The 20397-nt window shown below is 58.1% G+C and carries 23 protein-coding genes and 1 pseudogene; 14 read left to right on the top strand and 10 right to left on the bottom strand.

Annotation, left to right across the window (positions count from 1 at the left end; translation table 11 throughout):
- Positions 1 to 72: 72 nt before the first annotated feature.
- From GST84_27595 to GST84_27575, 5 genes and pseudogenes are all read right to left on the bottom strand, one after another.
- Positions 73 to 537, bottom strand: a complete 465-nt coding sequence (locus tag GST84_27595) for a hypothetical protein (GenBank protein XGB16065.1) — start codon at positions 535 to 537, stop codon at positions 73 to 75.
- Positions 538 to 843: 306 nt separating this feature from the next.
- Positions 844 to 2397 (bottom strand): conjugal transfer protein TraN, encoded by a 1554-nt coding sequence (locus GST84_27590; GenBank protein ID XGB16097.1) that lies wholly within the window; start codon positions 2395 to 2397, stop codon positions 844 to 846.
- Positions 2398 to 2448: 51 nt separating this feature from the next.
- The gene (locus GST84_27585) at positions 2449 to 3456 is read right to left on the bottom strand and encodes a hypothetical protein (GenBank protein ID XGB16096.1); all 1008 of its coding nucleotides are present in this window, start codon (positions 3454 to 3456) and stop codon (positions 2449 to 2451) included.
- A gap of 149 nt (positions 3457 to 3605) precedes the next feature.
- Positions 3606 to 4022, bottom strand: a complete 417-nt coding sequence (locus GST84_27580; protein ID XGB16064.1) for a hypothetical protein — start codon at positions 4020 to 4022, stop codon at positions 3606 to 3608.
- 800 nt (positions 4023 to 4822) lie between these two features.
- Positions 4823 to 5299 (bottom strand): annotated as a pseudogene (locus GST84_27575) (hypothetical protein).
- Between the two features lie 563 nt (positions 5300 to 5862).
- Here GST84_27575 and GST84_27570 point away from each other — a divergent pair.
- Entirely contained in the window at positions 5863 to 6081 is a 219-nt protein-coding gene (locus GST84_27570; protein ID XGB16063.1) for a hypothetical protein, read from the top strand.
- Positions 6082 to 6233: 152 nt separating this feature from the next.
- Here the strand turns inward: GST84_27570 and merR are convergent, their stop codons facing one another.
- Positions 6234 to 6653: an Hg(II)-responsive transcriptional regulator gene (merR, locus tag GST84_27565; protein XGB16062.1), complete on the bottom strand. Its 420-nt coding sequence runs from the start codon at positions 6651 to 6653 to the stop codon at positions 6234 to 6236.
- Between the two features lie 71 nt (positions 6654 to 6724).
- Between merR and merT the strand changes: the two genes are divergently transcribed.
- The 8 genes from merT to GST84_27525 all read left to right on the top strand — a co-directional run bounded on the left by merT (position 6725) and on the right by GST84_27525 (position 10870).
- The gene (merT, locus tag GST84_27560; protein ID XGB16061.1) at positions 6725 to 7075 is read left to right on the top strand and encodes a mercuric ion transporter MerT; all 351 of its coding nucleotides are present in this window, start codon (positions 6725 to 6727) and stop codon (positions 7073 to 7075) included.
- A gap of 13 nt (positions 7076 to 7088) precedes the next feature.
- Complete coding sequence (gene merP / locus GST84_27555) at positions 7089 to 7367, top strand: mercury resistance system periplasmic binding protein MerP (GenBank protein XGB16060.1); 279 nt, start codon at positions 7089 to 7091, stop codon at positions 7365 to 7367.
- Between the two features lie 12 nt (positions 7368 to 7379).
- A complete protein-coding gene (merC, locus tag GST84_27550; protein ID XGB16059.1) occupies positions 7380 to 7811 on the top strand; it encodes an organomercurial transporter MerC in 432 nt (143 codons plus the stop codon).
- A 12-nt stretch (positions 7812 to 7823) separates the two neighbouring features.
- Positions 7824 to 9506, top strand: coding sequence for a mercury(II) reductase (merA, locus tag GST84_27545; protein XGB16058.1), 1683 nt, complete (start codon positions 7824 to 7826; stop codon positions 9504 to 9506).
- Positions 9507 to 9526: 20 nt separating this feature from the next.
- Positions 9527 to 9943: a hypothetical protein gene (locus tag GST84_27540; protein XGB16057.1), complete on the top strand. Its 417-nt coding sequence runs from the start codon at positions 9527 to 9529 to the stop codon at positions 9941 to 9943.
- Entirely contained in the window at positions 9943 to 10305 is a 363-nt protein-coding gene (merD, locus tag GST84_27535) for a mercuric resistance transcriptional repressor protein MerD (GenBank protein ID XGB16056.1), read from the top strand. The genes GST84_27540 and merD overlap by 1 nt, the downstream gene beginning before the upstream one ends.
- Positions 10298 to 10534, top strand: a complete 237-nt coding sequence (gene merE / locus GST84_27530; protein XGB16055.1) for a broad-spectrum mercury transporter MerE — start codon at positions 10298 to 10300, stop codon at positions 10532 to 10534. The genes merD and merE overlap by 8 nt, the downstream gene beginning before the upstream one ends.
- A gap of 123 nt (positions 10535 to 10657) precedes the next feature.
- Positions 10658 to 10870, top strand: a complete 213-nt coding sequence (locus tag GST84_27525) for a DUF3330 domain-containing protein (protein XGB16054.1) — start codon at positions 10658 to 10660, stop codon at positions 10868 to 10870.
- Positions 10871 to 11007: 137 nt separating this feature from the next.
- On the opposite strand, the gene GST84_27520 is transcribed toward GST84_27525, so the two are convergent.
- From GST84_27520 to GST84_27510, 3 genes are read right to left on the bottom strand one after another with little or no spacing between them, the layout of a single operon-like run.
- A complete protein-coding gene (locus tag GST84_27520; protein ID XGB16053.1) occupies positions 11008 to 14004 on the bottom strand; it encodes a Tn3 family transposase in 2997 nt (998 codons plus the stop codon).
- A 3-nt stretch (positions 14005 to 14007) separates the two neighbouring features.
- A complete protein-coding gene (locus tag GST84_27515; GenBank protein XGB16052.1) occupies positions 14008 to 14418 on the bottom strand; it encodes a putative toxin-antitoxin system toxin component, PIN family in 411 nt (136 codons plus the stop codon).
- Complete coding sequence (locus GST84_27510; GenBank protein ID XGB16051.1) at positions 14418 to 14657, bottom strand: methionine repressor-like protein; 240 nt, start codon at positions 14655 to 14657, stop codon at positions 14418 to 14420. The genes GST84_27515 and GST84_27510 overlap by 1 nt, the downstream gene beginning before the upstream one ends.
- A gap of 201 nt (positions 14658 to 14858) precedes the next feature.
- Here GST84_27510 and GST84_27505 point away from each other — a divergent pair, with 201 nt between their 5' ends.
- Positions 14859 to 15785, top strand: coding sequence for a recombinase family protein (locus tag GST84_27505; protein ID XGB16050.1), 927 nt, complete (start codon positions 14859 to 14861; stop codon positions 15783 to 15785).
- Positions 15786 to 16402: 617 nt separating this feature from the next.
- On the opposite strand, the gene GST84_27500 is transcribed toward GST84_27505, so the two are convergent.
- Positions 16403 to 17365, bottom strand: a complete 963-nt coding sequence (locus GST84_27500; protein ID XGB16049.1) for a sel1 repeat family protein — start codon at positions 17363 to 17365, stop codon at positions 16403 to 16405.
- A 48-nt stretch (positions 17366 to 17413) separates the two neighbouring features.
- Here GST84_27500 and GST84_27495 point away from each other — a divergent pair, with 48 nt between their 5' ends.
- The 4 genes from GST84_27495 to GST84_27480 are packed head-to-tail and all read left to right on the top strand — an operon-like array spanning position 17414 to position 20294.
- Complete coding sequence (locus GST84_27495) at positions 17414 to 17845, top strand: transglycosylase SLT domain-containing protein (GenBank protein ID XGB16048.1); 432 nt, start codon at positions 17414 to 17416, stop codon at positions 17843 to 17845.
- Positions 17846 to 18124: a hypothetical protein gene (locus GST84_27490; protein XGB16047.1), complete on the top strand. Its 279-nt coding sequence runs from the start codon at positions 17846 to 17848 to the stop codon at positions 18122 to 18124.
- A 9-nt stretch (positions 18125 to 18133) separates the two neighbouring features.
- Positions 18134 to 19768: a type II/IV secretion system protein gene (locus GST84_27485; protein XGB16046.1), complete on the top strand. Its 1635-nt coding sequence runs from the start codon at positions 18134 to 18136 to the stop codon at positions 19766 to 19768.
- On the top strand, positions 19701 to 20294 hold the full coding sequence (locus tag GST84_27480) for a thioredoxin domain-containing protein (protein ID XGB16095.1): 594 nt from the start codon (positions 19701 to 19703) through the stop codon (positions 20292 to 20294). The genes GST84_27485 and GST84_27480 overlap by 68 nt, the downstream gene beginning before the upstream one ends.
- Positions 20295 to 20397 lie beyond the last annotated feature (103 nt).

Here is a 20397-nt window from a genome sequence, read left to right as displayed (position 1 = left end):
GCACTCGCTTGGTTCCGGTGCCGGCACAAAAAAGCCCTAGACGAATGATGTCGTCTAGGGCTGGGTGGAACATTAGTGGCTGACCCGAGAGTCGCCGGTTTGGCCTGTGATCAAGCGAACCGAATCACCAGGGGCGAAGGTTTCAGCTGGATCTTTTGCCTGGGTGACCGCCTGCAAGCTACCGTCACTGGTCATTTTAACGGTGATCTCGACCCCATCAGCATCGTGGGCTTTTTTGTCGACCGCAGCACCAATGGCGGCGCCAACTGCACCTGCGACGACCATCACGGCCAGTTGTCCCAGACCACCACCGCCATTGCTGCCGGCGATAGCGCCCAAGGCACCACCAGCCATGCCGCCGATTGGCGAGGGCTTCCCATTGATTTTGACATCACGAACAGAGTCGACGACACCGAGTTCAACCTTCATCTTCTGCATGGCAGTTGCTTGGGAGTAATCCCGGTTCGTCATGTTCGAGGCGCAACCAGACATTGCAGCAGTAGTGACGATCAGCAGAGATGCGATAATTTTATTCATAATTTTTATCCTTAAGTCAGTTGTTCGCTTTAATAGTGCGAATTAGAAAGAGCACAGGACGGCGACGGCCGAGACGGTGTGATCCAATCCTGAATGGGTCTTGGGTTAGCTTTACACTCACGGGATGTGCCACACGGGTTTGTAAACGGCGGCGAAAAAAACTGATTGGCAGTTATAGGTCCGTGTAAATCATCTCTTAAGCCCCATTCTCTTTTCCTTCACAAGGCCGTGTATTAATCGGTTGCCCGGACACACCCAGCCAAAAAAAAGCCCCGCTAATTTGCGGGGCTCTAGAGGGTTTCCGTTTTAGTTGTATGTGTTGTCGCTGGCTTTTTGTGAGATGTCATCCTGAATGTTTTTGACCTCAGGAAGAACGGTTGCATTCATGACATCATCTACGAACTCGGAGAGGTCGAGTGCTGAGAAGTCAATTTGCTGGAACTCCTCCACTGTAAATCCGCCACAACTAGGGCTTTCGGGTGTTCCCCAGCCCTTCCCTATCTGTGGCTTGCCCTGTTCGTTGATGATTTTTGCAAGCACAGAGTTGTAGCAGCAGTACGCCTCAGTGGTTTCGAGGCATGCACCAAAGACTTTTTTAGAGCAGTAGCTACCGACCAGGTGACACAGGTTTGCGCCACGATGCATCCCAAGTTGCTGCTCCTCTGGCTCGCAGGACTTGAGCTCCATTACTACTTGAATTGCGACAGCAATCGCAAAGCTGTACGGGTCGAAGTAAAAGCCGCCGCCAAGGCCATAAACAGGGCCACCAAGCATACCTGTGGCAGGGATGGTTCCACCGACGGCATAGCTCAAGCCGTAGACACTGAAGCTAAGTGTTGGCGCAGATGGCGCCGCCGCCCCCAAAGCAGAAGCACCTTGTTTTACCCACTCGACGTTGTTGTACGCAAAGTCATACATGTATTTCGAGCCATAGCTAGCTAGGCCTCCTCCGACAGTAGAGACTGCCTGGCCCATAATGGAGAAGTTGGTTTCAGCTCCGCTACTTTTACCGCAGCAGTTTTTAATACCACCGTACCCTTTTCGGCAGGATTCATCTTCACCGCCAAACAGTTCGCCGTCCGAACCATACACACCGGCTTCACGAGCTGCCTCTTTAGCTGCAACAGCTTTGGCGAAATCGCTATCAGATGGATAGCTGGTGTCCCAGCAGACACCCTCGTAGCAGGAGACTTTCGTGCTGCAATCCTCGGTGGTGGTCGTCTCACCCTTTTTGGTAATACAACTATAGGTGATCTGGGACATAACGCAGCCGATCGGATCGGTACTCTCGATGCACGTCTGGTCGATTTTCTTACAGCCCTTGTCCTCGTATTGCTGGCAGTCGTTCTTTTTGTCAGGGTTGATGCAGGAATAGTCGTCCTTGTATTTCCAGCATGCCTTATAGACCGGCAACCCGTTGATGACCCGGGTTTCCGGTCCCTCAACGCACGTGTGCGACGCGATATAGCACAGCGGGTTTGTAGCGAGTGGGTCGCACTGGCTGGTGTCGAGCTCGTCGCGGATAATCGTATGGGTGTCGTCCAACTGTATGGTGTCGGACGGCTTTGGTGTGGCCGGATTGTCGCAACGATAAGTTCGCTGCTCGACCAGGCACGTGCCGTTCCAAGCGGTGGAAATGCAGGATGTTGAGGTTTGATAACAGCCAGCGACCTTCGAAATGGCGGCACAATAATCAACAGAGTCAGGCTTCACGCATTCGTATGTAGATCTATATCGCCAACAAGCCTTGTAGATTAAGTTGCCCGCAATATTTCGGGTTTCGGCGCCCTCTACGCATGTTTCCCCTGTTTTACGGCAGTCAGCCGCATGGGAGAAGGTTGCAAAAAAAACTAACACCATTAGCGGAATCAGTTTCTTCCAAACGTTTCTAATACTCATCCGTTATAACCCCTACTGAGCGCGAGCATTCAGCGCGCTACATTGATCAGTCCATGTTTCGGTGCAGGGGCCGTTGCACAGCATCCGAGCGTACATTGTGATGTAAGTTTCGCCTCCGCCACCTACAGCTGTGATCGTTTCAAGCTTGTTGACACCAGCCACCAGGTAAGGAATCAGATTGATGTTTGGTTTCGCCCCCCAGCTTTTACCAAGCTCCCGGTTGCGCTGTACTCCATCACCGATGTTAACTTTGCCGTTGCTGAAAAGGGACAGCTCAGTACCGCCATAAGGACCACTGAACAAATAAGTACCGTTGATTTTGATCAGGATGTAGTCGTCGTAGTACACGGATGCGAGCGTAAACTCGGTGAGCATTGTCGGGTCTTTGACTTCGAACTCAAGCGAACGCGGATAAATACCATCGCGCCAGTAGTTGTCACCGATGGAGCCGAACTGAAGCGCATAGGTACCGTTAGAGTTGGCCAGCTTCCAGGAAGTGTACATGTCGGATTGTGTGGTTCCTGGCACAATACCTCCGTTGTCGCATCCTACAATAGGCGGCTCGCAGGCCATGGTGAGGTAACGGTCACACGTGACGTTCTCGATAGCGTTGTGTGTCACATTGCACTGAAAATTTGCCTTTGTGTCGACATCAACGACTTGACCCATTGAGCAATATTTTGCTTCGCTCAAGTTGTACTCGTTGCATACCTCCGTCGAGTAGATGTCCGGGGTGGTTGTGGTTTTGGTACCGCAGTTTTCAGTGATATCGCCTGGCTTGGCATTGTTGATGATTTCACCGATCCCGCTGATGATCGGGTCGTTCTCGTCGACATCAACTTTGACTCGTTCGTAGGGATTCTTTGCCAAGAAGTTGACAGCATCGCATTCTTGGTTCGCGATCTGGTCGGGGCCGTCTGGCTCTGTCTTGCACGTGTTTATCCGTGCGGTACCGACGTTGAATAGTGATGTGCTGCCGAACTGTGAAGACTGCGATGGCGTGTCTGTGTAGAAAGGCATCGCCTTCGCATTGGATGAGCTCACGTTGGAGGAAAGTTTACTGAGGTTTGCCTTGCCGAGCTCTGTCCCCTCAGAGTGTGGATCAGCCACAACTGTGGTTGACAGCACGAGAGCCGCGGCCAAGGTCAGCAGGCCATTGATTCTGGATTTCATTTGGACTGGACCTTGTTGACCTTGGTCGCCGATTGCGGTTCTTGAGTGAACAAACTCGGGTCTGCCGGTGGAGCTCCGTCCTCACAGACGTTCATCCCCCAGCCAACTTCAAGTGGTCCGGACCCCCCATTGACTTTCGGTACCATCTGCTGGGTGAACTGAATGGCTACGCGAGCACAGCCTGGCTGCTTCAACTGCTCTACGACTTTGGCTTCCACCATGATCGGTTCACGGGAATGGGTTTGAGCCATCCAGACGTCAGCCTGGTCACCGGTTAGCTCAGCGGATGCATGTCCGGATTTCACAGCTTCGATCAGAATTTCTTTTGAGGTGTCGGCGTGCGCTGCGAATGGGGCGGCGGCGAGGACGATGAAGGAGGTGCACAGGGACAACAGCTTGGCTCTGAAATGCATTTCGGCTTCCCGGATACTGACAGTATTTTACACGTAAATGTAAGGCACTTTGGTATCGAAATCAATCTGGCAGATTGGATGCCGGCTGAACGCCACTAGCCATCGGGAACGTATCCGCAAGTGATCTGGCGCCGGTTACGCTCAAAGAAGCCCTCAGTTCAGATGATCTGCGGGCTTCTGATTCATAAGCATACGTTTGGTCGGGTTACATGCGCTGATACGCGGGGTAGTTCAGTGGTGAGGGTTTATAGCGAACGTTGTTCATACGATGAGCACTGATCAACCCAAGTTTCCTCGCATTCTGGAGGGCACTGTTGGTGCGCTGTGATATAAACCATCCCATAGCCTGGGCCTTTACCATTGAGAACTTTAATATTTATAACGTTCGAGCCTTCTCGCAAATATGGAATCAAGTCGATATGCTCGCTTGTTTTGAGATTATTGCCAGTCTCTGCTTTGTAGTGGTCGGCGGGATTGTCACTCCACCGAGCATGAGGAGGGCTGTAATTGGTGTCTTGAACCAGCTTAGTGGCATTCGCGTTCCAGCCTCCAAATGCACGGCCGTGTACACCAATAAAGATGCCATTGACTGCAATGCCTACATAGTTGTCGGAATGTATGGCGTTGATGAAGAACTCATCGACACGGTCAAGCCCTGCGATGGAAAAGTTAAAGTCTGCTTCTGTCACTTCATTGATGGCCGTGACGTTATTGACGATCGTCAGGGCAGAGCCGACCAGAGTAAACTGATAGGCGCCATTACTGATCGTTGCGGAGTTTACGGCGATGCCTGATCCTGTGCAGCCTGCGATTGGGGGTTGGCAGGACAGCACAAGGTACTTGTCGCACGATACCGTTTCTAGTGCGTTCTGGGTGACATTGCATTGGAAGTTGGCCTTTGTGTCAACGTCCACAACCTGGCCCATTGAACAGATTTTTTGATCGCTGAGGTTGTACTCGTTGCACACTTCTGTTGAGTAAATGTCTGGCGTAGTAGTCGTCTTCGTGCCGCAGCTCTCAGTGATCTCATCGGGTTTTGCATTATTGATGATTTCGCCAATGCCACTGATTATCGGATCATTTTCGTCGACATCAACTTTAACGCGTTCATATGGGTTCTTTGCTAGGAAGTTTACTGCATCACACTCTTGATTCGCGATCGCATCAGGGCCGTCAGCTTCAGTTTTACAACTATTGATGCGGCTTGTACCAACAGTGAAAAGTGAGCTGCTGCCAAATTGAGAGGATTGCGATGGTGTGTCAGTGTAAAAAGGCATCGATTTAGCGTTAGCTGAAGTCACATTAGAGGAGAGTTTACCTAAAGTTGATTTTCCAAGTTCGGTACCTTCCGAGTGCGGGTCGGCTAAAGCACCAACGGCTACGGCCAATAACCCCGCCAGAGTTAGCACCCGTTGTTTTCCTTTTTTCATCCCATTCACCTTGCTATCGGATGCTGGATGGTGAGGACTTCCTTTCCAGCATGACTGCGACAATGCGGACCCAACAGGCCATCTCGTACCAATCCGCTACCCCTGCCCACGGCCCGGTTGAGATTGCTTGGCCTCTTCATGTACCGCACTTGATTCAATGTCAGATCGGCCTGAGCATTGTCGAAATTTAGAAACGCCGATCGCATGACACATGGTTGCGTACATCGTCTGCGCATGACACATAAGCATAATAGGGGTTTGGGGAGCAACGGAACAGAAAGTGCACTTAAGCCCTGCCATTTCCTCTCAGCGCCATAATCCAGGACCTTCATCTCCATCTCTCCTTGATTCCGTACTTAACTACGGAGATAGAGTCGGCTCGTGGGTAGAAAACCCGAGAGGAGGCTGTTATGAAATACCTAAGACTACTGCTGATAGTTGGTGCGACTCTGCTGTCATCCACCGTATGGGCCGAGAGCGGGAGCGACCGTTCAATCGAGCGAATCGCCGCTATGCGCGACAAGGCTGAGGCGGCCTTGGTGGCGGAAACCGCCAAGAAGATTGAGCAACTGGGGGCCACGGCGGCTGGCCGGGTCGAGGCGCAGCCCGGCTGTCCGCCTGCAAAGTAGAACATGAGCTGCTGATGCAGTACTAACCTGTGGCCTATGCAAGTGCTCCTTTGGCCATTCAGCGGCGCTCAATGAGCGCCGCTGTTTTGCCAAGCGCAAGCCGACCCCGGAGGTGCCTCACGCATCGGGAAATCCTCGGTTAACGCGCGGAGTCAGCGCAGTTCCTTTTCCCCCTGCAGCGAAACGATCAGCGGACAGGAAACCGTCCCGTGGCTCGCACAACAATCGTGAACCAGCCGCGCCAACACCGACTCGATCCGCCGCAGATCCGCGAGTTTCCCCCGCACATCCTCGAGCTTCTGCTCGGCGAGCACGCGCGCTTCGTCGCAGTGAGCGCCGTCATCCAATCGCAACAGCCCGGCCACCTCATCGAGGCTGAAGCCCAGTCGTTGCGCGGATTTGACGAATTTCACCCGGGCCACGTCCGCCTCGCCGTAGCGGCGAATGCTGCCGTAGGGCTTGTCCGGTTCGGGCAACAGCCCCTTGCGTTGATAGAACCGGATGGTTTCCACGTTGACCCCGGCCGCCTTGGCGAAGGCGCCGATGGTCAGGCTTTCCACAGTGTTTTCCATACTGCTTGACTCCGTACTTGACTACGGAAGTAACCTTAAACCATCGCTCACATGCTCGAAAGGAGAAATGCATGTCTGAACCATCAAACGGGCGCGCCCCTCTTGTCGCCGGGGGGCTTGCGGCGATTCTCGCCTCGACTTGCTGTCTTGGGCCGCTGGTTCTGATCGCACTGGGATTCAGCGGGGCCTGGATCGGCAACCTGACCGTGCTGGAACCTTACCGCCCGCTCTTCATCGGTGCGGCGTTAGTCGCGCTGTTCTTCGCCTGGCGACGCATTTTCCGCCCGGCTCAAGTCTGCAAACCGGGTGAGGTCTGCGCCGTGCCCCAGGTACGCACCACCTACAAGCTGCTGTTCGGGCTGGTAACGGCCTTGGTGCTGGTCGCGCTCGGCTTCCCCTACATCCTTCCCTTGTTCTACTGATCAGGAGTCCGCCATGAAAAAACTGCTTGCATCCTTCGCCCTCGCCACCCTAGTCGCCGCACCTGCCTGGGCGGCCACGCAGACCGTCACTCTGGCGGTGCCGGGCATGACCTGCGCCGCTTGCCCGATCACGGTGAAGAAGGCGCTGACCAAGGTCGAGGGCGTGACCAAGGCCGAGGTGAGCTATGAGAACCGCGAGGCCATCGTCACCTTCGATGATGCCAAGACCAATGTCCAGGCGCTGACTAAGGCGACCGAGGACGCCGGCTACCCGTCCAGCGTCAAGCAGTAGGCGGGCATTCCGATGGCAAACCCTTTCAATTTGTTCACGCGGATCGGTGACAAAGCCGGGTCCGTTGGCGTGCTGATTTCTGCCATAGGCTGTGCCTCGTGTTTCCCCGCCCTTGCCGGTCTGGGGGCCGCGATCGGTCTGGGCTTTCTGAGCCAGTGGGAAGGCCTGTTCATCACCACGCTGCTGCCGTTATTTGCCGGGCTGGCCCTGCTCGTCAATGCCCTCGGCGGGTTCAGTCACCGGCAGTGGCGACGCGCTGCGCCTGGCCTGATCGGCCCGGCCCTGGTGCTGATAGCGGTGTATTTGATGCTGGCTCACGGCTGGCGGAGCGGCTGGCTGCTCTATATCGGCCTGGCCCTCATGTTTGGGGTGTCCATCTGGGATCTCGTGTCGCCCGCCCACCGCCGTTGCTCCCCGACGTCCTGTCCGACTCCGCCAAAATGAAGGAATAACACTATGACCAAACTACAAATCGTCGGCATGACCTGCGCCTCCTGTGTCGAGCATGTGAAAGAGGCCTTGGAGAAGATCCCCGGCGTGCATCGGGCGGATGTTTCCTACGCCAGCGGGAAGGCCGAACTGAAGGTCGACGAGGGCGTAAGCCGTGAACAGATGCAGGCCGCCGTCGAGGCCCTGGGGTATCGAGCGGCGTTCGAAGACGCCACGGCACCTACCCGCTCAGGCCTGCTCGACAAGGCGCGGGGCTGGTTGAGCGGCAGCATTGGCGCCGGGAAAGATGGCGACAGGCTCCACGTGGCGGTCATCGGCAGCGGTGGCGCCGCCATGGCGGCCGCGCTCAAGGCGGTGGAAGGCGGTGCGCGCGTCACCCTGATCGAGCGCGGCATCATCGGCGGCACCTGCGTCAACGTTGGCTGCGTGCCCTCCAAGATCATGATTCGCGCCGCGCATGTGGCCCATCTGCGGCGCGAGAGCCCGTTCGACGCCGGACTGTCCACCACGAGCCTGACCGTCCTGCGCGAGCGGTTGCTCGCCCAGCAACAGGGTCGTGTCGACGAACTGCGCCACGCCAAGTACGAAGGCATTCTGGAGAGCACGCCGGCGATCACCCTGGTACGCGGCACCGCCCGTTTCCAGGACGGCCGCACGCTCAGCGTGGAACTGGCCGAGGGCGGCGAGCGCATCGTCGCCTTCGACCGCTGCCTGATCGCCACCGGCGCGAGCCCGGCCGTTCTACCGATTCCCGGACTCAAGGACACCCCGTACTGGACCTCGGACGAGGCGCTGGCGAGCGACACCATTCCTAAGCGGCTCGCCGTGATCGGCTCCTCGGTGGTGGCGGTGGAACTGGCGCAGGCCTTTGCCCGGCTGGGCAGCAAGGTCACGGTCCTGGCACGCAGCACGTTGTTCTTCCGCGAAGATCCGGCCATCGGTGAAGCGCTGACGGCAGCCTTCCGTATGGAGGGCATCGAAGTGCTGGAACACACGCAAGCCAGCCAGGTGTCCCACGTCGACGGCGAGTTCATCCTGAGCACCAATCATGGCGAGCTGCATGCCGACCGACTACTCGTCGCCACCGGCCGCACGCCCAACACCCAAGGCATGAATCTGCAAGGCGCCGGCGTGAAGCTGGACGAACGCGGTGCCATCCAGATCGACTCGGGCATGCGCACCAGTGCCCCGGATATCTATGCGGCCGGCGACTGTACCGACCAGCCGCAGTTCGTCTACGTGGCGGCGGCCGCAGGCACCCGTGCGGCGCTCAACATGACCGGCGGCGAGGCGAAGCTCAATCTCGACGCCATGCCGGCCGTGGTGTTCACCGATCCGCAGGTGGCCACCGTGGGCTACAGCGAAGCGGAGGCGCACCACGCCGGCATCGAGACCGACAGCCGCACCTTGACCCTGGATAACGTGCCACGCGCACTGGCCAACTTCGACACGCGGGGTTTCATCAAGCTGGTCATCGAGGAAGGTAGCGGACGGCTCATCGGCGTGCAGGCGGTGGCCCCGGAGGCGGGCGAACTGATCCAGACCGCCGCCATCGCCATCCGGGCGCGGATGACGGTGCAGGAACTGGCCGACCAGTTGTTCCCCTACCTGACGATGGTCGAGGGGCTGAAGCTCGCGGCGCAAACCTTCGCCAAGGACGTCAAGCAGCTGTCCTGCTGCGCCGGGTAATGAGCGCGCGAGGTTGAAGCATGAACGACACGGCAAGCGATCTCGGCAGTCGCGACAGCCTGCGCAAGACCTGGCAGGTAATCAGCTTATGGGGGCTGCCTGCCGTCGTGGCGACCATAGCGCTTGTTCTGGCGGATCGACGCCCTGCGTTGTTCCTGGCAGCGAGCGCCGCGCTACTCGTGATGGGCGGCGCCTGCCTGGTCAACGCCGCGCGCTGTCGCCGCCTTCACTGCTACATCACCGGGCCGTATTTCCTGATGCTCGCGCTGGGTGCGCTGCTGGCTTATGGGTTTGCCCCAAACGGCGAGTATCACTCCCGGCTGTGGTTGCTCCTGGCACTAGGGGTTACGCCATTGCTCATCTGGCTACCTGAACGCCTAGCCGGAAGGAAATATCTGAGCGCCCTAGTTTGCGGGGAAGACCGGGAGTGTCGGTGATGAATGCCTACACCATATCCAGACTGGCCGAGGACGCGGGCGTCAGCGTGCATGTGGTGCGCGACTATGTGCTGCGTGGCTTGCTGCACCCCGCGCGGCGCACGGAGAGCGGTTACGGCATTTTCGATGAGCGGTCCCTGGCGCGTCTGCGCTTCGTGCGCGCCGCCTTCGAGTCTGGTATCGGGCTCGACGAATTGGCACGGCTCTGCCGGGCGCTCGATGCGGACGATGGCGCCGACTTGATCGGCTGCGTCGAGTGCCTGCTCCGGCTAGTCACGGCACGGCAGGCGGCCTTAGCCGCAGTGGCAACCCAGCTGGCCGGGCTGACTCATTGCGCCGGCGAAGGTTCTGCCTATGCGTAACGCCGATCACGTTGAGTCAAGCAAGGTCTTCCGCTGGCGTGCTTACACCTGGGGCGTGCTCGCCGCGCTCACCTGCCCTTGCCATCTGCCGGTGCTGGCATTGCTGCTTTCGGGGACAGCGGCCGGCGCGTTCGTCAGCGAGCAGTGGAGCCTCGCGACGCTCGTGCTGGCGGTTTTCTTCATCCTCTTCCTGCGAGCGGCATTGCAGGCCTTTCGGAAGCGACCGTGACCCGCTCGGAGCACGGCGCGACCACCACTGCCGAGTTGGGCAGGGAGGCTGCAGGTCGATCGGCGCTCAGTCACGGGGGGAAAGCGTTGCTAGGTTTTCTTGGACGATGGAGGAACCCCCATCATGAACACAAACAACACCTCCACCATCAGCTGCTGCGAATGCTGCAAGGACATTCCCCTTGACGCCGCACTGACGCCGGAAGGTTCCGAGTATGTCGTGCACTTCTGTGGCCTGGAGTGCTATCAGCGTTTCATGTCGCGAGCAGATAAGAGGGCGGCATCCGAGCCTGATCACCCCTGCACACAAAAGGTCAGTACCCGTCAGGACGGCTAATTCGCGCTGCACCGGAAAAGTGGCTCTTGCTGGTCGCAGAAAGCGTGAGCCCGAGGACTCCGTCAGTCGCAATCCGTCTGAGCTGGAAGTGGCATCGAGTGCGGTGCCCGGCCGATTTCGAACCCAGGCCGTTACACCTACTGGTCGTCGTCCGGATTGCGCAGCGGCCGCAGTTCGCCGCGGGTAACCTCTTCCGGCACCGCGAAGGAGTAACGGCCCAGCATGTTGATGTGCTCGTGGATCAGTGGCGAGAGCCGCGCGACATCCTCCTCCAGCACCGGGTAGCCGTGCTGCCTGAGCCGTTCTACGGCCGCCGTCATGTAGAGGGTGTTCCACAGCACGATGATGTTCACCACCAGGCCGAGGGCGCCGAGCTGGTCCTCCTGGCCTTCGCGGTAGCGCTGGCGCAGCTCGCCGCGTTTGCCGTGGAACACGGCGCGGGCCAGGCTGTGGCGGCCTTCGCCCCGGTTCAGCTGGGTCAGGGTGGCGCGGCGCTTGGACTCGTCGTCGATGTAGGTCAGGGTGTGCAAGGTCTTCTCGATGCGACCGAACTCAGCCAGCGCCTGGGCCAGGCGGGTGGGACGATCCCCTGTTTGCAGGGTGCGCATGATGCCGGTGGCCGGCACTCGGCCGAGCTTGAGCGAGCCGGCCAGGCGTAGCAGGTCGTCCCAGTGCTCGGCGATCAGATCGAGCTTGACCGACTGCCGGGCCAGGCCGTTGAGTTTGCCGTAATCCGCCTCCGGGCGCGTGCGCCAGAAACGGGTACCGCCGACGTCGGCCAGGCGCGGGCTGAAGTGGTAGCCGAGCAGGCGGAACAGCCCAAACACCACATCGCTGTAGGCCCCGGTGTCGGTCATGATCTGCGTCGGCTGCAACTCGGTCTGCTGTTCCAGCACCACGGCCAGCAGCACCAGGCTGTCGCGCAGGGTGCCGGGCACGGTGATGGCGTTGAGGCCGGAGAACTGATCGGAAATCAAGTTGTACCAGGTGACGCCCCGGCCGGTGCCGAAATACTTCGGGTTGGGGCCAGCATGCACGGTGCGCACCGGTACCACGAAGCGCATGCCATCGGCGGAGGCGACCTCGCCGCCGCCCCAGACCTGGGCCAGCTCCAGTTGGCTCTGCGCCCCCACCAGAATGGCGTTTGCCACTGACAGCGTGTCGTCACGGATATAGTTCTGGCTGACCCAGGACAGCCGGTCGCGGCGTAGCGCCTGATTGTCGGTGCGGATCAGCGGCTCCAGGCCGGTGTTGCAGGCCCCACCCAGCAGCACCGCGCAGAGGCTGGTGACCAGGTTGTCGGCCCGCGCATTGCGCTCGGACACATGGGTGAAGGCCTCGGCGAAGCCGGTGCGAGCGGCGATTTCCAAGAGGATTTCCGGCAGATCGACACGCGGCATCAGATCAGCCACGGCTGCTCGCAGTTGCAGCAGCGAGTTCGGCTCCTCCAGCTTGTCCAGTGTGCCGAGCGAGAGCTCGGTCTTGCCCTCGGCGTTCTCGCTCAGCTGGATCGCGGGGTTGTCGGGTAGGCGGGCCGCGACCGCCTGCCAGGTCGCATCCAACTCGGCGCTCAGCGCATCCAAGGTGGTGCCGGCGTCAATGGTCAGGCCCAGCGAGCGGCAGATGATCGGCCGCGCCGCCAGCCATTCGGCACCGTCGAGCAGGCCGAGACGCGGGTCGGCATAGCGCCAACTGGGCGAGACGAACACGTCGCGCCGGCGCAGGGCCGTGCGCAGCGCATCGAGCGTGCAGAACACATAGGCGCCCATGTCGAGGGAGCCATCCTCGCGGGTAATGTGCTTCTGCCAAGCCTTGGCCACGATCTCCTGCGGCGCGTCATCCTCCGGTTTCCGGCGGGGCAGGTTCAGCTGCAACCAATCCAGGCCGGCGACCACGCCTTTGCCGGCCGGGCTGAAGCCGAAGCGGATGTGCTTGAGCAGGTCGGGCAGGAAACGGCGCACACTGCGGTAGCGCGCCTCCAGGGCGAGAAAATACACATCGTCAACCGGGCGGATCAGCGCATTGACATCTTCCAGGGCTTTCTCCAGCGAGGCCCTCGGCAGGTCGTTGAACAGCCGGGCGCGCACGTTGTCATCGCTGATTGAGCTGTCCAGCACGACCTTGCACGCGGCGGCGAGCGTCGCCGCCGAGCGATCCAGGTCTTTCAGGCTGCGCATGCGGGCTTTCTTGTCGGCCTTCTCCGCGTTGCTGAACAGGTCGCGTAACAGCGCTTCCAGGACCTCCAGGGCGTCGTCGTGCGCGGTGGCCTCCAGGCACAGGGCGAACGCCACCAGTGTCGCCATCCGCCGCGACGCCGGCAGCCGGTTGATCGCCGTGACCTTGGCGGTGTTGGCGAAGCGAGCCAGGGCCGCGATACGGCTGGGCGGGATGTGCGCCGCCGCTGGCAAGGCGATGCCGATGCCGCGCACGTCATCAAGCCGGCGCAGCGCCCGAATCAGTGCGGGGCCACTGACCATCACCGGGCCGGAGCGCAGTTGATCCAGCCGGGAACTGCGGTTGCCTTCGGCGACCAGCAGCAAGTCCTGTAGCTGCTGCCGTTGCGCCTCGCTCACACTGCGGCCAAGGGTTAGCCAGAGGCGTTCTTCGACCCGGCTGCGCAGTTGGGCGATGAACCGTTCCAGAACGGTGACGCCGGGCAGTAAAACCTTGTGCGTCAGCAACCAGGTCGTCGCCCGATTGAACAACTCGCCAGGACGATCTGTCCCTGTCCAACAGAGCGCATACAGCCAGCGGGCAAGTCGAAAGCCGACGCTGGAATCAGCAAACACCCGATAGCCGTAACGCTCCTGAATCTCGGCGGCATGACGTTGACGTTGGCGGGTTTCGGCATAGGCCAGGATACAAGTTGGATCGGTAATGCCTAACTGGCGACTGAGCGCTTGCAGCACCTCTTGGGGGACGGCTGAAAAGTCGTCGGGAAAAGTGCCCAGGTAGCGGATGCTGGTCAGTTGGGTGGCGTAGCCAAGGCGGTTGTGCTCGCCGCGCAGCGGTAGGAGGATTTTGTGGTCGTCGTCGCTCAGGTGGAAGTAGCGTTCCAGCTCCTCACGACTGGGGGCATCGACATAGCGGCCAAAACCGTCGCGTTGCTCCTGGGTCAGAAAACCGACCGGCATCGATCACAGCACCTCGGCGCAGAACACGGCGGGCGTGACAATCCGCGTGCGTTCGATGTGCCCGCGTTGCAGCAGGCCGGCGCGGCGATCACCGGTCACCAGGTAGTCCGCATCGCCTGCCAGGGCCATGGCCAGCAGAAACGAGTCATCCGGATCATCGGCTTCGACCTCGATGGTCAGACGCTCCAGTACCACAGCCCGTTGCAGGTTATTGATCATGGCTCCCACTTTGGCGGGCTGAAGGATGGCCTGGAGCTTGGGGTAGCGGCTGGCTCGGCGGATTTCATCGAGCTGCATCCGCGAGGTCACTACCTCGAAACGCGCCGCCCGCCAGGCACGGTAGATCGCATCGGGCGCGCCATGCGGCGAGATCAGTGCGCTGAACAGGATGTTGGTATCCAACACGACCCGCATCAGCGCTTACGTGCCCAGTCGAGCGCTTCGTCAACCGCTTCGGTCAGCTCTGCCTCGCTCAGATGGGCATTAGCGGCCTTGGCCTGTTCGGCCGTCAGTTCCAGGATGTGGGCCCGCACCGCCTCTTCAATGAAGCGCGACAGGTCGCCTTTCCGGCCACCGCCCTGGCTGGCCAGAAACATCCGAAGCGACTGGTCGGTGTCGGCCGAGACGGCGACATTCCAGCGAATCGTATTCATGGCGTTCCCCGCTAGTAGGTGTTTGTGTGTTTATACGCCAATCACAAAGGGCTATGCAATGGTTCAAAAAAACCTTCGTTTTGCCGAACTTTAAGTGGACAGGAATCGGCTGGTTAACCTACCTGCGCTACGGTTCAAATAACTGGTACGCTTAATCAAAGTTCAACTATTACTAACGTAGTCGAGTAAACGGTACTTTTGATGAAGATCGGTTATGCGCGGGTGAGCACTCGGGATCAGAACGCCGACCTCCAGGTCGATGCCCTGAAACAGGCCGGGTGCGAACGCATCTATCAAGACATCGCCAGCGGCGCGAAAAGCGCCCGGCCGGAGTTGGACAAGTTGCTAGCCCATGTTCGAGCGGGCGACACCGTGGTGATCTGGAAGCTGGATCGCCTCGGGCGCTCCCTCAAACACCTGGTCGAGCTGGTCGGCGAGCTGGCAGAGCGCAAGGTCGGCTTGCAGAGCCTGAATGACCCAATCGACACCACCCACGCCCAAGGTCGCTTGGTGTTCAACCTGTTTGCCTCGCTGGCCGAGTTCGAGCGCGAGCTGATCCGCGAGCGGACTCAGGCGGGTTTGTCGGCCGCGCGGGCGCGGGGCCGGATCGGTGGCCGTCCCAAGGGCCTCCCAGCCAAGGCCGAGGCCACCTCCATGGCGGCCGAGACGCTGTACCGCGAGGGCCGCCTGAGCGTCAGCGCCATCGGCGAGAAGTTACACATCTCCAAGAGCACGCTGTACAGCTACCTGCGCCATCGTGGTGTTGAGATCGGCGCACACCAGAAGAGCGCCCAGCCGCGAGGTCAGCAACGCAATGTCGCGTCGCCGGCAGAGCCCGCCGCCGAGCAGGTGGCCACCGTCACGCTGCGCCTGGCGGTGGTGAACAACAGCAAGTTCGTTCGCGGCCGGAAACGGGCCAAGGAAAATATCGAGCGCTACTGCTTGGAGCCCTACAGTATGAAACGGCTGGAGTCGGGCAACTACGAACTGGCCATTCCGTATCGGAGCGACGATGAGCTGGACAAGACCGTGCATGACTTGCTGACCGAGATCAGCCAGGAAGCCGACATGCGCAACTGCTTTATCGAAGCCGATGCCTGGGAAGAAGGCTCTGAACGGCGCTGGTAGGGCTTAAGTGCACTTTCTGTTCCATTGCTCCCCAAACCCCTAATACTGTCAGTATTGAAAGCGCTTTTCATGGGATTTCATTAGCGCGAGGGATGATGGATGGTTATGGAGCGATACAGTGCTCTGGAGAATTTTTTGCTGGCAAGCCCTGGGGGTTACCTGGTGCCAATGCTTGTGATGGCATTTGTCGTGCGAATGCTGCCACCTCGATCCCTTGCAGCGTCTCTGCTCAGGGCGGTTGGTGTTTTCAGTCATGAACTCTTCCATTTCGCGGTGGGCTACCTCACAAGGGCTAGGCCCATTGGAATGACCCTGATACCACGGCGAGAAGGACATCAAATCATCCTTGGGTCCGTGGAGTTCGAGCGCCTGACATGGGCGAATGCTTGGGCTACCGCTCTTGCACCCTTGTTAGCTCTGCCAGTCCTCTATGCGCTCGCCTCATGGCGCACCACGAATCAGGTAGGGGGACTGGCTTTTGAGGACCTGGCCTGGTGGATTCTCGCAGGTCCCATTGTCTTGCACTGCTGGCCATCGAGGGCAGACTGGCGGATAGCCCTCATCTCGTGGCCGATAGTGGGGCTAGGTCTGCTATCTACAGCTCTGTACGTATGGACTCACGACTTGTCGTTTCTGTTGGCCTGGAGCAGCGTGGCGTCGTAGTCAGGACGCTTCATGTGTTTGTGTGTCGATAGCCAGTTGGTTGCGAAGCTGGTTGCGTCATTCTGTTCTTTGGCGGTCAGTCCGAAGGACGACATTCCCGCTGAGTTCATGCCCGGTTTTCCCTTGTTCAGACCGACGTAGATCATCCACCAGGATGCGGCCATCTTCACGTTTTGATTCATCCCCTGGCCATTTTTGTACATCGCAGAGAGGATGGCGGGTGCATTCGGTTCGCTTGCTTGCGCTGCCTTCGTCAGCCAGTTGTATGCCTCTTGGTACCCCCCGCGTTCGTAGAGCATCCGCCCAAGTAGGTAGTAGGCTGTCACGTTGCCACGGTTGGCGCCCTCATTTGCCCATGTCCAGGCTTTGTCATGGTCGCCTTTGTTGAGGTAGTAGAGCGACAGGCGGACAGCTGCAAGATCGACAGACGCGTCCTTTACTGACGACTCAAACATCTCCATCGCCTTGGTCTCGTCCTTCGGTACACCGCGGCCAAGCAAAGTAAGTACTGCCAGGTTGTACCGAGCAAGGGGGTAGTCAGAGCTGGCGGCAGAGAAATATGCTGCAGCGGCGGCGCTGTCTTTTTTGACCCCTTCACCGTGATCCAGCAGATAGCCCACTACGTTCTGTGCTCGGCTATTCCCGCCTTGGGCGAGCTCGAAGAGCTTCGGCAGTGCAGCTTTGTCCCCAGCTTTGTAGGCTGCCCAAGTCCGAAGTACTTCGCCACCCTCCCGGGCGGTTGAAAGGAGGCCCTTCATAGCAGTGGAGATGTCTGGGAGGTCGGCGCCCCCTGCTGCTGCTTCGTTGCTGAAGTATGCAGCTGCTGACGTGTCTTGGGCGCTGCTTGCAGCACAGGTGAGGCTCACGAACGCTAGAGGGAGCGCCAACAGGATCGGCAGTCGATTCAGTGAATGCATTAGCGGATACACCTTGTTTATTGGTACGCGTAATGTATTCTCTAGCGCATGAAAAAACTATCCCTCCCTTTTCTCCTGATAGGTGCATTGGCCTGGCTTCCTACGACCTCCCACGCGGACTGCTTCGCCGAGGCGGCTGCGCGATATAGGGTCAGCGAGAAGCTACTCCGCGCCATTCAGGTCACCGAGAACCGACCGGGCAAAGCAGACGTAGTGAGCCAAAAAAATAGCGATGGGACCTGGGATATCGGATTGATGCAGATCAATTCCTCTTGGCTTCCAAAGCTATCGAAATACGGTATTGGTGAGAAGGAGCTGTTAGATCGCTGTGTTAGCGCGAATGTCGGCGCCTGGATCCTAGCAAGTAACATCGCTTCACACGGCCATGTTTGGAAAGCGGTTGGCGCATACAACAGCCCTAATGAGAAAAGTCAGCGGATTTACATTCAGAAAGTCATGAATAACTACGGTGGTTTGTAAATGAAACAGCTATTCAGCAGTTTTTTTGCTGTTCTTCTATTTGGCTGGATTTTGTACACGGTATCCCCGGAGGAACCGTGTGAACGCGTCGAGCGTGGCGCTTTACCGGTCCGAGTTGTTTTTGATGCAGTTCGTTGGGCAGGTACGAACTACCTTAGTACAGATTCGCGTATTGACTTGTTGATTTGGAGCATTGCGGCTGATAAATCCGTGCAAAGTTTCATTTCGCGCTTGTTCTATGGCCCAGAACTCAACTGCACTACCGGCCAGGCTAAATAGGAGCTGACTGTGGCAAAGGAACCAGATCTTTTTATTTACAACTCCCCGGCAGATAAACCGGCGGCAACCTATTTGAACGACTTGTTCAGGATGGCCGCCGAGAATAAAGTCCCGGACATTCACTTCCAGTGGGTTCAAGGTCACGTGCATATTCAGCTACGGCAAGACGGTCAGCTGAGGCATTTTGAAACCGTAGAGCCTGCTATGGGAAAAATGATCGATACGAAAATTCGATCGCGGGCCACCATGGACCTCTCGCAGCATCAAATCCCCCTCGATGGTCGTATCGGATTGCGATACCCGGGACTGGAGTTGGAGGTCCGTGTGAGCTTGGTTCCAAGTCACAATGGGCAAAAAATCGTATGCCGGTTGCTCGACCAAGAAAACGCGTCGATGAGCCTTGACCGAATTCGAATGCCGCCTCTGGTCGAGCACGCATTCCGCGAGATGATCAACGAACCTCAAGGGCTGATCCTTGTCACCGGCCCAACCGGCTCAGGTAAAACCACGACACTGTACGCAGCACTCAATGCCATCAACGACGGTACGCTCAACATCTGTACTATCGAGCATCCGGTTGAGTATGTAGTTAAGGGCTTTGTCCAAATCAACGTAACGCCCCAGCTCAGTTTCGCATTGGGTCTACGGGCCCTGTTGCGTCAGGATCCGGACGTTATTCTGATTGGTGAGATTCGTGACCAGGAAACCGCACAGATTGCCATTCAGGCTGCAAACACCGGCCACTTGGTCTTTGCCACATTGCACTCCAATAGTGCAGCACAAGCTGTACCTCGCATCGTTGATCTTGGGGTCGATGCCCAAACACTTGCGTCTGTACTCATTGGTGTGATTGCTCAGCGACTTGTGCAGACTCTTCGGACTGATATAGAACACGAATGGCTACCTATTAATGACGTAGAGCGCATGTGGTTGAAAAAGAATGGGCTGCCGCCTGTCACAGGCAATATTCCATTTGCGCCTTCGAAAGATTCGTTTTCAGGTAAATGCCCCATCATTGAGCTTATTAGATCAGACAGATCAGTGCGTGCAGCCATTATCGGTGGCGGTGGAGAGATGGCTGTGTTGAACGCTGCTGCACGGCAGAGCCAATTCGACACATTAGGCCAATCCGCTGTGCGGATGGTAACTGATGGCTTGACAACCTTGGGACGGGTACGGACCTTAATTAAAGATGATTCTGTGAAGCCAGCGGTTAGGCGCATCGGTGATGTTCTAATCGCTCAGGGCCTCATTACCTTTACGCAGGCAAATCAGGCAGCTGAACTTCAGCTGCGGTGTACGATTGAAGGCAAGGTCAAAAAGTTCGGGCAAGCCCTCATTGATCTGGCGCTTGTGTCACAAGATGACGTGGTGAACGCTCTTGGTTACACCGAGGGGGCGGTGGAATTTTTGAATGAGTTGGCCGCGACCCGGAAAATCAACTTCAGGGCACTGAAGGATACTGTCGAGCTGTGGCGCACTGAGCGAAATCAAGAGTCAATCTTCGACATGCTCATCGAGCAGAACCTCATCAGCAAGGAAAGTTTATATGAAGAAGTTTATTGCGCGGATGGCTATGGCAGCCCTGCTGGCAACTCCAGTCCTCTCCTTAGCACAGGAGTCGCTGCCGTCGCTGCCGTATAGAGAGGTTGCGGCCCAGGCTGAAGACAGTCACAAGGTCATCGTGTTCTTTTCCTTTGCGTGTCCAGTCTGTGCTTCATACGATCAGACCTTGGCTCGGTGGGCCAAAACGATGCCGCCTGGCTGGTCCGCTGAGTTCCTTCCCGTAGCGGTCCCCGACAAAGCCAATTACATTGCTGCTCGTGCATTTTTTGCTGTCCAGGATGCAGATCCAGCCCGACTCGACGCATTCATGTCGGCGGCCTATACGTTGATCCAGCAGAATGGCATGCCGATGGAGAGCCCTGATACATGGACGAAAGCTGTAGCGATCTCGAACGTTCAGGGGTTCAACGAAGCCTGGCACAACGTCACTCAGCAGCGGCTGGAGAAGGCTTTTGCCAAGCTCCTCACATATGGAGTTGATGCCACACCTTCCATGGTCATCAATGGGAAGTACGTGATCACACCTGACGATGTTTCCGGCGATAGTGCGCTCTACATGAACCTGGCCAACGGCATGATTTCCAAGGTGATGCTGGAGCAATAACCCAGCCCACGGTTGGTTCTGCCAGGAAAGATTGTCAAAACAGGAAACCCCCGTACCCACGGGGGTTTTGCATTTTGGCGGCCAGCCCGGTGCCAGGGATCCT

The organism is Pseudomonas putida, from assembly GCA_041879295.1.
GTDB classification, from domain to species: Bacteria; Pseudomonadota; Gammaproteobacteria; order Pseudomonadales; family Pseudomonadaceae; genus Aquipseudomonas; species Aquipseudomonas putida_Y.
Note: the sequence above shows the minus strand (reverse complement) of the source record. Positions and strands in the feature narration are given on the sequence as shown.